Origin of the sequence: Methylophilus aquaticus (assembly GCF_030769565.1) — a bacterium.
Classification (GTDB): Bacteria; Pseudomonadota; Gammaproteobacteria; order Burkholderiales; family Methylophilaceae; genus Methylophilus; species Methylophilus aquaticus.
Map to the genome: position 1 here is coordinate 59489 of NZ_JAVCAP010000031.1, position 14392 is coordinate 73880.

At 46.3% G+C, this 14392-nt stretch carries 10 protein-coding genes; 2 read left to right on the plus strand and 8 right to left on the minus strand.

All coding sequences use genetic code 11. The features are described from left to right. Nucleotides 1-8 precede the first annotated feature (8 nt). The 3 genes from Q9291_RS12480 to Q9291_RS12490 form a co-directional block, all read right to left on the minus strand. Nucleotides 9-563 (minus strand): DUF1003 domain-containing protein, encoded by a 555-nt coding sequence (locus Q9291_RS12480; RefSeq protein WP_306390409.1) that lies wholly within the window; start codon nt 561-563, stop codon nt 9-11. A 14-nt stretch (nt 564-577) separates the two neighbouring features. Then, nucleotides 578-1666 carry an iron-sulfur cluster carrier protein ApbC gene (gene apbC, locus Q9291_RS12485; RefSeq protein ID WP_306390410.1) on the minus strand — a complete coding sequence of 363 codons (1089 nt, stop codon included), beginning with the start codon at nt 1664-1666 and terminating at the stop codon, nt 578-580. A gap of 68 nt (nt 1667-1734) precedes the next feature. Then, a complete protein-coding gene (locus Q9291_RS12490; RefSeq protein WP_306390411.1) occupies nt 1735-2826 on the minus strand; it encodes a glycosyltransferase family 4 protein in 1092 nt (363 codons plus the stop codon). A gap of 233 nt (nt 2827-3059) precedes the next feature. Here Q9291_RS12490 and Q9291_RS12495 point away from each other — a divergent pair, with 233 nt between their 5' ends. Beyond that, the gene (locus Q9291_RS12495; protein WP_306390412.1) at nt 3060-3518 is read left to right on the plus strand and encodes a fasciclin domain-containing protein; all 459 of its coding nucleotides are present in this window, start codon (nt 3060-3062) and stop codon (nt 3516-3518) included. Between the two features lie 255 nt (nt 3519-3773). Here Q9291_RS12495 and Q9291_RS12500 read toward each other — a convergent pair whose 3' ends face one another. Then, on the minus strand, nt 3774-4613 hold the full coding sequence (locus tag Q9291_RS12500; RefSeq protein WP_306390414.1) for an REP-associated tyrosine transposase: 840 nt from the start codon (nt 4611-4613) through the stop codon (nt 3774-3776). 68 nt (nt 4614-4681) lie between these two features. Here Q9291_RS12500 and Q9291_RS12505 point away from each other — a divergent pair, with 68 nt between their 5' ends. After that, on the plus strand, nt 4682-4885 hold the full coding sequence (locus Q9291_RS12505; protein ID WP_306390416.1) for a hypothetical protein: 204 nt from the start codon (nt 4682-4684) through the stop codon (nt 4883-4885). A gap of 55 nt (nt 4886-4940) precedes the next feature. Here Q9291_RS12505 and Q9291_RS12510 read toward each other — a convergent pair whose 3' ends face one another. From Q9291_RS12510 to Q9291_RS12525, 4 genes are all read right to left on the minus strand, one after another. Next, nucleotides 4941-8474 carry a TonB-dependent receptor gene (locus Q9291_RS12510; protein ID WP_370530760.1) on the minus strand — a complete coding sequence of 1178 codons (3534 nt, stop codon included), beginning with the start codon at nt 8472-8474 and terminating at the stop codon, nt 4941-4943. A 91-nt stretch (nt 8475-8565) separates the two neighbouring features. After that, nucleotides 8566-9543, minus strand: a complete 978-nt coding sequence (locus Q9291_RS12515) for a FecR family protein (protein WP_306390417.1) — start codon at nt 9541-9543, stop codon at nt 8566-8568. Between the two features lie 2 nt (nt 9544-9545). After that, nucleotides 9546-10091, minus strand: a complete 546-nt coding sequence (locus Q9291_RS12520; protein WP_306390418.1) for an RNA polymerase sigma factor — start codon at nt 10089-10091, stop codon at nt 9546-9548. A 493-nt stretch (nt 10092-10584) separates the two neighbouring features. Beyond that, nucleotides 10585-14304, minus strand: coding sequence for a TonB-dependent receptor (locus Q9291_RS12525; RefSeq protein WP_306390419.1), 3720 nt, complete (start codon nt 14302-14304; stop codon nt 10585-10587). Between the last annotated feature and the right edge of the window lie 88 nt (nt 14305-14392).

Here is a 14392-nt window from a genome sequence, read left to right on the forward strand (position 1 = left end):
TTGCTTTTTTATTGGTTTTTCTCGGTCAGCAACTTTTCCAGTAAGGTCATTTGCTGTTGTTGTAACTGAATCAGCTCCTGCCATTGCTGTTCACGCAATGCATCCATTTTTTCATGCAGCAGCAAAATTTCCAGTTCGGCTTTTAAGTTGACTTCATAGTCATGTTCCGCATGTTTGCGGTCAACCTCGGCCTGACGGTTCTGCGACATCAAAATAATGGGCGCCTGAATCGAGGCCAGCATCGATAAAAACAGGTTGAGCAGAATATAAGGGTAGGGATCGAATGCACGGTCATAGCGCAACAGAATGAACGAGTTGAGAATGACCCAGGCCACCAGCACCAGTCCAAATATAAAGATAAATGACCACGAGCCGCCAAAGCGGGCCACTGCATCGGCCGCGCGCTGTGCCGCCGTCATGCTGTCTTCGCTGACCTCAGCCGTATTACGCGACACATGCTTGCGTTCGGTCAAATGCCTGGCCACGCGCTGGGTGTGTGCATCCATGGCATCATAATGCTTACCGATCAGTGTTTCTGCAATCTGGTGTTTGCGTGTGGTCATGCGCGTAGCATCAATTATGTGTTTTTAATCACAATATTTGGAAATTTCGCACTGTGGTCCAGGCTTGCAATCGCAATCTTGCTGGCCGCTTTACGGGCGATTTCCTTATACGTTTTTGAAACTGCACTCTCAGGATCTGCCACCACTGTCGGCTGGCCGCTATCCGCTTGCATGCGAATATTGATATCCAGTGGCAGGCTGCCTAACAAATCCACATGGTAATCCTGGGCCATGACTGCACCGCCGCCCGCGCCGAAAATATGTTCTTCGTGACCGCAGTTTGAGCAGATATGGGTGCTCATGTTTTCAACAATGCCCAAAATGGGAATCCCCACTTTTTCGAACATTTTCAGGCCCTTGCGTGCATCCAGCAGCGCAATATCCTGCGGTGTGGTCACAATAATCGCGCCTGTCACCGGGATTTTTTGTGCCAGCGTCAGTTGAATGTCACCCGTACCTGGCGGCAAATCAATCACCAGGTAGTCGAGCGCCTGCCAGCGCGTATCGCGCAGTAATTGCTCCAGTGCGCCGGTGACCATCGGTCCGCGCCACACCATAGGCGTATCAGTATCCACCAGAAAACCGATACTCATCGCCTGTATGCCATGGGCACGCATAGGCTCTATGCTTTTACCATCCGCGCTATCCGGGCGGCCGGAAATGCCCAGCATCTGCGGCTGGCTAGGGCCATAAATGTCGGCATCCAGCAGGCCAACGCTCGCACCTTCTGCGGCCAGTGCCAATGCCAGATTGACCGAGGTGGTAGATTTGCCAACACCACCTTTGCCTGAAGCCACGGCAATAATATTTTTAACATTGGGCAGCAAATTCACGCCACGCTGCACGCTGTGCGACACAATGCGGCTACCTGCAGTCACGGTAATGTGACCAATGCCCTCAATCGTCTTCAGTGCATCTGTCACTTGCTGGCGGATACTTTCCAGCTGGGATTTAGCCGGATAACCGAGCACCACTTCAAGGCTGACATCATTACCGTTAATCTGGATATTTTTAATTGATTTACCACTGACAAAATCCTTGCCAGTGTTAGGGTCTATGCTCAGTTTGAGCGTGCTTTGAATCAAAATTTCGCTAATGGCCATGCCTGAAGTTCCTGCTGAGAATGCCTGACTAAATGAATCAGGTATTCTACCGCATCAGCCAGGCTTCGTCATGTGCTCTCTGCCTGCTGACAAAATGTTCCCGCACCTGTTTTTCCTGAGACATCGGCTGGATTTGGCAAAAATTTAGAAGGTGAAAGCTTTGATGGCAAAAGGTTTGATGGATAGTATTGTAAAAAAGTCTCAAAGCAGTGCGCCCAACTCCACTGGCTGCGTGCTTGCAGCCGAATCGCCTGCCTGTCCAGGCCACGGCACTTTAAAATCGCCTGCTTGAGGTCATGGTGCAACACTCCGGAAAAGCCACGCTCGACCACATCTCTGGGGCCAGTCACATCAAAAGCCGCCACCGGCAGACCATTACACATGGCCTCAATCATCACAATCCCAAAAGTATCAGTCCGCGAAGGAAAAGCAAACACATCATGCGCTGCATAAAGCCCTGCCAATGCCTCCCGGTATTGGTAACCAACAAAATTCACGCGTGGGTATTTCTGTTTTAATGCTTTTAAATATGGCCCATCCCCCGCAATGGTGATCTCAAAATCATCCTGATACATACAGAGGGCATCCAGATTTTTCTCGCGGCTGACGCGGCCAACGTTCAATACCCGCAGTTTTTGCCCCGGCGGCTGTTGTCGCGGCAAGCTCATCAATTGTGCTGAAACACCACGCGACCAAATCACAAGGTTGCCAAAGCCGCGTGTCTGCAAGGTTTGGCGCATACTTTCGGTGCTGACAAACGTCGCCATCGCCCCGCGATGGAACCAGCGCAAATAAGCATACGTCCACGCAGCCGGAATCCGCCACATCAGTTCAAGATACTCAGGAAAGCGGGTGTGATAAGAGGTGGAGTAGGGAATACGGCGTGAGTTACACCAGCATCGTGCCACCAGCCCCATCAAGCCCTCGGTGGCAATATGCAATTGCTCGGGCTGTATGCGTTGCAATGTGCGCCAGAGCCGCCAGGGCTGGATAGTGAGTTGTATTTCGGGATAAAAAGGCAGTGGAATCCAGCGGTAAAGGCTGGGATGCAATACGCGAAAACGGATATTGCGTGACTTTGCCACCCGTCGCAAATTTTTATAAGTGGTTGAAACCCCGTTGGTTTGCTGAAACGTATCCGTCACAATCAACACCGTCATCAAACTGGCTCCGTCAAGAAGGTGAGGTCATCATGCCAAGCCTGCATGACGGTTTTGTGAAAGTATGCCCGCCTGAGTCAAGCCGGCACAGCATTATTTCTTTGGTAAGTTGGCTGTAAGCTTCAGGCCAGGCTTGGTAAGTTCAGCGTAAGGTGCTGTTGATAAGGTAGGCACATCGGTTTCAGCGATACCCCGAATGGAACCAGTGTTTAACATCTATCAGGAGAAACACCATGAAAAAAATCCTCACACTTACTTTTTTAGCCATTAGTTTTTCTGGTGCCGTCCATGCAGACACTTTGCTGCAAACCGCCCAGCAAGATGGCAGCTTTAAAACCTTTTTAAAAGCGGTCAAAACAGCAGGGCTGGAGAGCACCTTAAACGGCAGCGGCCCCATCACCGTATTTGCCCCGGATGATGCTGCTTTTGCCAAGTTACCCAAAGCCAAACTCAACGCTTTAATGGGCAATAGCGCTGAACTCAAAAAGGTACTTTCTTACCATATATACCCCGCTAAAATCACTCAGGCTGACGTGAGCGCAGGAAAAGTCAAATCACTTGAAGGCGCCGATTTGCAGCTCTCGGTAACCGATGGTGTAAAAGTGAACAACGTGGCGGTGGTAGGGAATGAAATCAATGCGGATAATGGTGTGATTCATACCATGAGTGCGGTGCTGACTCCGAAAAACTAGTGTACATCTTTGTAGCTGTTACCTAATTTGAAAAGGCCTTGTTTTAATAAGGCTTTTTCTAACTTATTGTAGGGTGCAGAAACTATTTCTGCTTGTTTTTAAGTCATTAAGTTTTTGTTTTAAAAACTAGTCTGGCACAAAGTGCCAGTTCAAGCTAAACCAGACTCTACGCGGTGTACCCGGAGCCACAAAGTTGGTACTTAACCAATCATCTGTATTCTAGGGTGAGGTCTAGCTATATAGCATTCTTGCAACTTACATAGCCTGCCTCACCACCCTCCCCACAGTAGTGAAATGGATTTCAAAGTAATCTGCGATGTCCTGGTATGAATACGCACCTGTCGCATAAGCACGCCTGATCGCCGCATTTCTATCAGGTGTTTCATTTTGAATTTGACGCAATGATGGTGGGAGTGGGCGGCGTTGCACAAAAAGGATCTGCACGTCGTCGCGATGTTCTGCCGTTAAACATTCTTGCATGCGCTGCACAAAAGCTTCATCGCCCAAAAAAACCTGCCCTTTGATCTGCTGCCACGGTGAGTCAGCTTGCATGCCTTCTGCAACAAATTGCGCATAACGCGATTGAGCGAGGCTGCGCTGTTCAGCAAATGTTGCTAACAAATCATCCAGCGCCAACCATGCAGTCGGGGCTGTCAAGCCAACAGTTGCACTATAACTGCTCCATGCCCACTCAGCAGGCGTTTCAACCATACCCGCCCGCACCGGATTGAGCACCACATACCGCGATAACTCCAGCAAATAGGCATCACTATCCACTAAAATAGCTTTAAAACGACCCTGAAAAAGATGCCCAACACGGCGATGGCGTCGATTGCTGGCCTGGGTGTAAACACCGTTCAATTGCCGCATTCCCTTTGAAAGGTTTCCATCTGGCGTTTGAATCAACAAATGATAGTGGTTATCCATCAAACACCATGCATAACACAGCCAGTTAAACTGTCTAATCACCTTCTCCAAGGTTTGCAAAAATACGCGCCTATCCTCATCATCTTCAACAATATCCTCACGCCGATCACCACGCGCAGTGACGTGATATAAGGCACCTGGAAAGGCTATGCGGACGGGACGGGACATGGAAAAAAGTATAACCAATGTTAAGAGTTTATGCTACATAGCAAGACCCCGTATGCTTTGCACTATACATGCAAGGGATGGTAGCTTTACGACATAATCCTGCGTTACAGGTCTTTGGTGAGAGAATGCGGTCAAACGGGCTGGCACCTAAAGCGGTGATCGGCGCGGTGATGCGAAAATTGGTGCATTTGATTTACGGAGTAATTAAGTCAGGCAAACCTTTTGATGCAGAAATTCCACTCAAGGGGCTTGCAATTCAAGACGGTATCTGACCCCGTATGTTCTTGCCTCCTCGAAAACCGGGGCGATTCAGTGCGAGGCATGTTGCTAATCAGGGACAAAGTGCCAGTTCAAACTAAACCAGACTCCTCGTGGCGCTCCCGGAGCAATAAAGTTTGTACTTAGCCAATCGTCTGAGTTGTGGTTATAACCATCAGGTCCAATCGCACCATTAATACTTGGTGAGAAAGGATTACGGCCCAATCGACCTGCTGTGAAATACTCTCTATCAAAAATATTGTTAATTAATAGATTCGCTGTCCACTCTTTGCTTAACCGGTAGCTCGTTCTAAAATTGAAAACTGCATAACCTGGCACAGTGCCCGGGTTACTAGTCGGGCGTCGCTGTGCATTACCAACGGCCCCCAATCCACGATCTTGTACCACACCCACCCGGTGCCCATTATTTTCGTTGCCTCGCACATAACTATCAGAATGCAGCACTGCAGATAGACCTACAGTCCATGCATCAGTAAAATCATAACTAAGATTTGCGTTCATATTGTGTAAGGAGACACCAGGTATTCGATCTCCCTTTTCTACCTGAATAACATTGCCGTAACCATTTAGGAAATAGGAACTACTATTGTCATTACTAATCATCAAAAAGTTGTTTTCAAATGTCGCATCTGTGAGTGAATAATTGACACTCATTCCCCATTTATCTTTTCTACCAGATACACCCGCTTCAATCCCCCTGCGTCGAGTATTTCCAATACTGTCAAAAAAACCTGCACCATTGCCAACTGACACAAAATAAATATCATCCTTTAAGTCGGTTTGATAAGCACCAAGATTCCACTGCATATTTTCAGCGAGCTTTCCACGTAAGCCAATGTCATAAGTAGTTGCTTTTATTTGAGGTAGAAAAGGGTCTCCAGATAAGGTTGTAGGCAACGTACATTGACGATTTTCAACAATGCTTTTTGGCCCTAATCCTCCACCATTACTAGCGACCAACGTATCATCGAACGCACATCCCAGCTCCACTACGCTTGGAGTCCTAGTGCCTTGTGCAAAGTTGGCATATAAATTCAGCGTTTCTTTTGCCTGCCAGCTGACTCCCAAAGAGGGGTTTAAGGAGTAATAACTGAACTTTTCAGTCTCAGCTTTATTTAAAGTATTAAAAATTCTCGGAGTTCTAAAATTTGCTGGAACTGTTGAACAATCATCAGCATCCACATCCCCATCACCGTCTACATCAGTACAAATGTTATATGCGTCAGGCAAACCGATCAGATCACCAATCATATAAGCACCGCGTCCATACCTAGCTGCAATTTTGTTCTTGGCGATGGTTTGGTTGTATCTTGCAGATGTATTGATATGAAGTGTGTCTATTGGTGTCCAGGTCTCACTAAAGTAAATGCTTTTTGTAATATTGGTTCCGCTAAAGTTATTATTAGAAATTGGAAGCTGTGCACCGATAAACTGTGGGTGCGCTTGACTCGGGTCTAGATACGCTTCACGGTCAGCAGTTAAAAAACCTAATTGACTAGTATTTTTATAAGTGGCGTCCGCTGCATCAATGGACATACCAACCATGACCTTGTGATGCTCAAGATTCCAATTTAATTGGAGTGAGGCACCATTTACTATTTGATTGATTTTATTATCATTAATGATTGCTGTTGGTGTACCTTCAACCACTCCTGGGAACCCTGTTCCATCCGCTTTATAGCCCCCAGTTGCACCATCAACGAATACCGCATTTCCATCACTATCAACAATACTATAAGGCTTCCCCTGAACCCCATCTAATGCACGTGTCGCATTACAATTGATGGCATTCACTGGCGCGGTCAAAACCAATTGATATTTAATCAAATCACCCGTAACGTCATCAGTTTTGTAATAGTACAAGTCATTGATGCTATCGGGATTCAGTACATTATCATCGGGGCCATTTACGTTATAAGCATTACCATTAGGAAAAGTGGACCCCCCTGACATGTAAGATGCCACAGAGTTTCCAAAGGCATCCAGGATTTGAGGCCCTTCCGTTACAGGCGCAGGATTGTCCCTGTTATAAACAAGACTCTCACGCTCATTTCTCCAGTAATCAAAAGTTTGCTTAAGTAATTTTGCATAGTCCTCATCCAGATCTACATTCTTGTACTGGTTAAACGAGGTAACTTGGAAGTTATTACTGTTATATTCGTTAAAAAAATCACCTGCAACTGATCCAGGTATATAAAGATTTTCTCCAGCTGTTTCATTAATCGGAATCAAATAGTAATCAGGAATTCCGTATTTATTGTCTGGCGAACTGGCAAATAAACACGCATATTGCTCTCCCGTTGCTGGCAATCTCCGTGCGTAAACCGCATTATCATTCCAGTCGGTAAAAACATCAGACCCAACCTGATGACGCTTACTATTCCTGCGATATACCTGACCGGTGACAGTGAAACTGTCATTCACGAAATAGCTTCCAGACAATTGAAATTGAGCCAGTTGATTCTTGGTAGTATCTGGTGAGGTATATACACTATTGCGATCTTGAGAATACATTTGTGATGGCAGCATTCCATTACCAGTCAAATCAGTTTGCACTAGCAGAGTGCTTAAATTCAGGTCTAATTTATCCCCTCTGTAACTAGCTTTCGTAAATAATTGATTCACTCTGCTTGGTGAGTTTTCCCGCCAACCATCTTCTAAAAAGAAATTTCCTGCCGCAAATAATCCAACAGTGCCATTATTCCATCCACCCTCAGCTTGCAGTTGCTTCCTTCCAAAAGAGCCGGTGAGAATATCAGCATCCAATCCAGCATTATTAAAACCATCTTTAGTTTTCATAGAGAATGCGCCACCCAATGTATTTAACCCAAAGATTGGATTTGAACCCGGAAATACATCAACACCAGCCAAGGCATTCATGGGAATCATGTCCCAATTCACTACATCACCAAATGGCTCATTTATACGAATACCATCCAAGAAAACGCTCAAGCCCTGCGGCGTACCTATCTGTGGACCAGCAGTAAAACCGCGGTATTGCACATCCATCTGAAACGGGTTGCCCTGGTAATCATTCACCGTTACTGACTGCAGCTTACGGTTCATGAGATCCGTGATACTTAACGAATGTGCCTCTTTGATTTCTTTAGCAGAAATGCTTTGCACGTTGCCAGGAATTTCCTCCCTCGTTAAACCCAAACCTGGTAATGGCCCTACTTCATAAAACCGCTTTGCGCGCACTTCGACTTTATCCAGTTCAATGTTTTCCGCTTTCTTTTGTACAACCGGGCGGGCAGTGCGGATGACGATGGTATTTTCTTCTTCGTAGGCTTCAAGGCCAGAATTTTCAAGTACGCGTTTCAGCGCTTCCATCTCTGCATAGTTGCCTTGCACAGGGGGGGAGACTTTGCCGTTGACCAGGGTTTTATCGTAGAGGATGTTTTTGCCGGTTTGGGTGGCAAATTGTTTGAGCGCGTTGCCCAGTGGTTGCGAGGGGATATTGATATTGGCTGGAATCCCCATTTTGAGCGGCTCTGCACCTACCGCTTGCATGTGGTACACCGCGCATACCACTAGCGCAGATTGTTTGCTGAATTGCTTTAATTTTTTTGTTTTGAACATATGCGTCCCCGTCACCAAAAGTCGTCTTACAACTGGATTGACGGGCAGAACGCAAACTCCCTGACGTGCAAAAAGTAAATTTTTATTATTTTTAACGATCGACCACAGCGGTCTGCGTGTCGGACTCCTCAAGTTTGACCGGGGCGACAGACGGCAGTGCTTTCACAAACTTGTTGAGGGATTTTACATCGACCACCGCCGAGATTGGCGTGCGGGTGGTGGATTGGTTAACCACGGGCGGTTGGCGATAGCGGGAGAGCGTTTCGGTCACCTCTGCGATGGCCGCACCATCAAAGATGAGCCGACCTTGCAGAAAGGCAAACGCATCTTTGGCTGATTTTTGCAGTGGCAACGGCGCAGAGTGGGCTTTTACCTCTGCAACCTGGTCGTTGGTCAGCAACACGCTGCCAGGCTGCCCGCTGGCGAGTGACTCCACCAGCACTTTGCCATGATCAACAGCCACCACAGTTTTGTGATTGATCATATTCACCAGGAAGCGGGTGCCTTTTACCGTGATTCTGGCGTGAGCACTTTCTACCACAAAAGGTCGATCAGCGTCTTTCACCACCTCAAACACGGCCTGGCCTTGCAGTAATTTGACGTAGCGCTTGTCACGATAATAGAGCACCTGGGTCTGGCTTTGTGCATCCAGTACGAGTTTGCTGCCGTCAGACAGGTAATGTGTCACCATTTGTCCTGGTGCACTGGCTTGCGCAATCGTTTCCAATGGTTTGTCATGCCAGTTTTGCCAGGTGTTAAAGCCGAATATCCCCGAAATAGATAGCATCACTAGGGCACCTAATTTAGCCAGTTGCGTTGTTTTGTGCCGTTTGCGGATATCGTCATCCAGTTTTTTCATCGACATCGCCTGCGAAAGCTGCTTGATGTGCTCAGAAGAGTCAAAGTCCTCCCAGGTATCTGCAATGGTTTGGTAAGCCTCCCGGTTGACTGCAGAAGACATAAGCCAAGCTTCAAACTTGCTACGGTCAACATGGTCTGGTGCGGCATCCTTCATGCGCAAAAACCATTTGGAGGCTTGTTCAAGCACACTGTTTTTGGACTTGATCATACTTATTCGCCAAGCAAGTGGCGTTTTGCCAGCGCAATATCTACCAGCGCGCGTATCATATGTTTTTCTACCATGTTGAGGCTGATCTTGAGATCAGTGGCAATGTCGGTTTGCGCCATCCCCTCAATCCGGTGCAGCCAAAATACCTGGCGACATTTGGGAGGTAGGCAGTCAATGATATTTTGCAACGCCTGCATGCGTTGCTTGATATCTGCAATTTTTTCGGGAGAGTGCTGGTAGCTCAACTCCTGCTCAGGTGACTGAATTTCCTGGTCACTCGTCTGGCTGATATCAATAAAATAGGCAGCCTCTCGGTAATGGTCAATGATTGTATTTTTGACGATACCGCGCAAATACGCATGCGGCTTATGAATCTGCTTGAGACTGTTTTTGACCGCAAACTTGACAATCGCATCATGCAACACATCGTTTGCCACATGCACATTTCTCGTCTGCCGATAAATGCTGCTGAACAATTCCGTATACACCCACTTAAGGTTAAGGTTGCTCCAGTAAAAATCAGTATTGGCTTGAGTAAAAAAGCGCATAGAGCTCAACCAGCTTGCTTAGATAAATATAAACCTAATGCAATATCTATGCCGTTTAATGGAATGATTCTAAGTAATTGATTTTTAATAGATGTTGAAAATTGGCGGCTTGTAAAACTGGTTTATTTCAACTTGTGCCTGGTTGAAAACAACCAATTTCCATATTGAGAGTGATGTTTGAAGATGCATGCGTAGCCGCCAAACAGTAGTGAAAATAGCAAAGGCATCTTCGGGTTTTGCACGTTATGGCGCTAGCGAAAGGACGATAGCTTAATAATAATCGGCTGGTCAATAACCCCGATGATATTCGTGACTTGGTTACCAATGGTGTAAAGCTAAACAGCATGACGGTGGGGATGAAATCAATGCTGATAATGGTGTGCTTCACACTATGAGTGCGGTGTTGATTCCGAAAGGCTAGAGCGTTAATCATTTGATAATTTCATTTGCAGAAGTGTTGTTTGATCAAGGCTTCTACAAATGAAAAGCGCTTTTATTCAACCAACCCCTCCAGCTTTTTAGGTTGAAACTCATAACTCAACGTCACGAAAGCCGACCGCGGTGCACCGGTTCCTAGAAAGCTGGTTCCTTGCCAATCGGCGCTGTTATAGTTGAAGCCGCTTTCACCAATAACGCCTCTAATAGACGGAGAGAATGCGTTTAAACCAAGGCGCCCCGCGCTGGCATATTCTTTATCAAACAAGTTGTTAATGCGTAGGCCGAATGTCCACTCAGGGCTGATTTTGTAGGTAGTGTTGAAATTAACCACGGCATAGCCATCTGTTTTACCTTCACCAAAGTCAGCACGCTGGATCGTACAGACTGTATTACCATTGTCACAAAATGGCCCCGTAATCGGTGAAGCTGGGCCAGCTCGATGTTTATTGTTTTCATTGCCTCGAATAAATGCATCGGAATGTGCAACTACATTTAAACCTACCCGCCAGGCGTTGGTGATGTCATAGCTGACATTTGCATTTAGGTTATGCAACGCAACGCCTGGCATACGGTCACCAGGATTAACTGTAATTTGTTGATAGTTACCCTCACCCGTTTGGGTCACAATATCGTAGACGTTCCCGGCACTACTATTACTAGGGCTAGCAAGCTTGAGTTTGGACTGAAAAGTAGCGTCTGTGAGCGCATAGTTCACCCCCCAGCTAGCCTTGCCCCATTTCCCTTTCAGCCCCATTTCAAGGCCGCGCCGACGTGTATCTCCAACATTCTGAAAATAACTACTGGTGGCATTCACCGCAACGAAATAAATATCGTCTGTTAAATCAGTTTGATATAAGGCAGCATTCCACTCAATACCATCTGTCAATTGACCTCGAGCACCAAGCTCATAGCTAGTAGACCTGACTTGCTTCAGATAAGGGTCCCCTGATAAGGCTCCTGGAAGATTGCATACACGCTGCTCAGCCAATGAACGAGGACGGCCGTCTGATAGAGGCGTCGGATCATAAGCGCAACCCAACTCAATCACGGTTGGTGTTCTAGCTCCACGACCCAAATTGGCGTACAGATTCAAGTCTTCACGTGCTTGCCACGTAATACCGAGGGATGGATTAAATGAGCGATACTTGAACTTCTCTTTTTCTGGCGGACGGAGAGTCGCAATATTCTGACCATTGGCATCTACCGGGAATGTGCTTGGATCAAATGGCACGATTTGATCTGCTATACCAGTAGGGCACTCAGTATTTGGGTCTATCGTGCCATCACTGTTGTTGTCCGTGCAAAGTACCATCGCATTAAGATAGTTAAGGATGGTATTTACATCCGTAAATGATGAGAGCCTTGCAACAGAAAGCTGGTTGTTAACGTAAGTGCGGTTATAGCGAGCAGAAGTAGTAATATTAAGTGTTTTGGTAGGAGACCAAGTCTCGCTGAAATATAGACTCTTGGTCAGACCACTCCCTTTAAAGTCGTTTAAGCCATATCCCCGATCAGGGCTATTTGCGTAATACTCCCAACCTAAAAGCTCAGGTGCCACATAGGCATTGCGTTGTGCATCAAGCATGCCGAGATATTGCTTACTTTCATAGGTTGTATCCGCTTTATCAACTGAGCTACCGATCATGAACTTATGTTTATCGAGGTTCCAGTTAAATTGTAATGAGGCCCCCTTTCCCAATTGGTCAACTTGAGTATCAGTAAAGATAGCGGTTGGTGTACCTTCTATATAACCGGTATTTGCGTAAGGGCCACTAGCATATTTGCCATCGCGATAATAAAAATTTCCGTTGGCATCTTGGGCTAATGGTCCCATGGTAGAGATATAGGACAATCCGCCTACGGCACCAACTTGATTAGTGATATTCGCACTATTAATCGGAACCACTAGCTCCCAATAATCATGAAAGAAGCCAGCATCGTCTGTGTATCCGCCCAATGCTCCAATATTTGGTGCTGAAGAAATAATGTCATAGCTATATTCGCTACTCCCCGTTCCGGGATGAAGAGTACTGCTGCTGACAGCTGCACCATTGGCACTAGCCACAATAAGTCCATAATTTTCAAATGCGTTACGAACTATCTGCACATACTGATTGGTGACTGCTGCATTAAATGCACCAGGTACATTTGATGGCTGAGATATATCATCCAAGTTTCGTCTAGGATCGTAAGTCCAATTCCAAACAAGATTTCCTGAACCATCGCCTGCTGCAACCTGTACCTGATTTGCATTCGCTTGCGTATTGAAGTTTGTTCCATAAGCGAGATCGTTCACACAAGGATCAAGAGGATCCGTACAAATTGCACCACTTGTTGTTAAAGGGTTGCCATTCGCATCCGCAGCCACATTCATAGCATAGTTGTTATAGTCGGGCAGTCCGTCGCGGTTAATGTCAGGCAAACCATTTAACAATTGGCGAGAAGGATCATTAATGGTAGCGGCATTTGGCCTTGCACTGGTCCCCCCAAAGTTCTCATTCACATCTGACATATGTGATTTGCGCTTGCTATTTCGGTTATAGACCTGTGCCGTGATGTTGAAGGTATCTGTCACATCCCATATACCTGATAGCTGGAATTGAAACAGGTTGTTTCTGCTCTCATCAGGAGACGTATAAACTTGCTTCGGGTTTTGATCGACCATTTGCTGCGGAAGCAAACCGTTACCCGTCAATTTATTTCCAGCATACAAGCCAGAAAGACTAAGTCTGGCGCGCTCATTTTGCCACTCGGCCTTACCAAATATCTGGTTGACCTTGCTTGGAGAGTTGTCTCGCCAACCATCCTCAAGGAAAAAATTGCCAGATAAGAAACCTGCGATCACACCATTATTGTTACCAGCGGATATTTGCAGCTGTTTACGGCCAAATGAACCTGTGAGCACTTCGGCATCCAGCGTTTTTCCATCAAAACCACTCTTGGTACGCATGGCTAAGGCCCCGCCTAAAGTACCCAAGCCAAACACAGGATTAGAACCAGGGAACATATCCAGACTGGCTAACGCGTTCATGGGAATCATGTCCCAGTTCACCACATCACCAAAGGGTTCGTTAACACGAATACCGTCAAGAAATACTGAAATACCTTGTGCTGTACCAAGTTGCGGGGAAGCGGTAAAACCGCGATATTGCAAATCCATCTGGAATGGATTGCTTTGGTAATCATTGACTGTGACTGATTGAAGCTTCTGGTTCATCAAATCAGTGATTGTGAGCGTGTGCGCCTCTTTAATGTCTTTGGCTGTAAGGGATTGCACATTGCCAGGAATTTCTTCTTTTGTGAGCGCAAGACCAGGCATGGGGCCTACCTCATAAAACTTCTTGGCGCGGACCTCAACCTTGTCTAAATCAAGACTGGTTTTTTCGTCTTTTAGCTCTTTGGATGTTTTTGTTGCGGGTTGAATATAAAGGGTTGATTGGTTGAGCTTGGCTTCAAGATTGTTGTTCGCGAGTAATTTTTTAAACAGCTCTTTTGTCAGCATGGTGCCGCTGATGGCCGGTGCTTTTTTAACATTGACTAAAGCGTCATTGAATGTGATGTTGATACCAAGTTTTGCGCTGATGGCTTTTAACGAAGTTGCTAGCGGCTGACTAGGCAGATCTATTGATATTGTGCGTGTAAAAAGTATTTCTTCTTCGGGTTGTGGCAAATTGGTATTAAGTTCTGCTGCCCATAAAGGATTGATCCAGACTGGCTGGCTACTAAAGCAGGCAGCGATGGCTGCGCTCAGAATCAGTTTTTTTGGTGTGTGCATCTGACTTCCCCGTTATTTTTTGGCTTGTTATTGCCTTAATGCACGGGGCGTCAAAACCCTGATATGTCGATTGCAAAAAAATGTAATG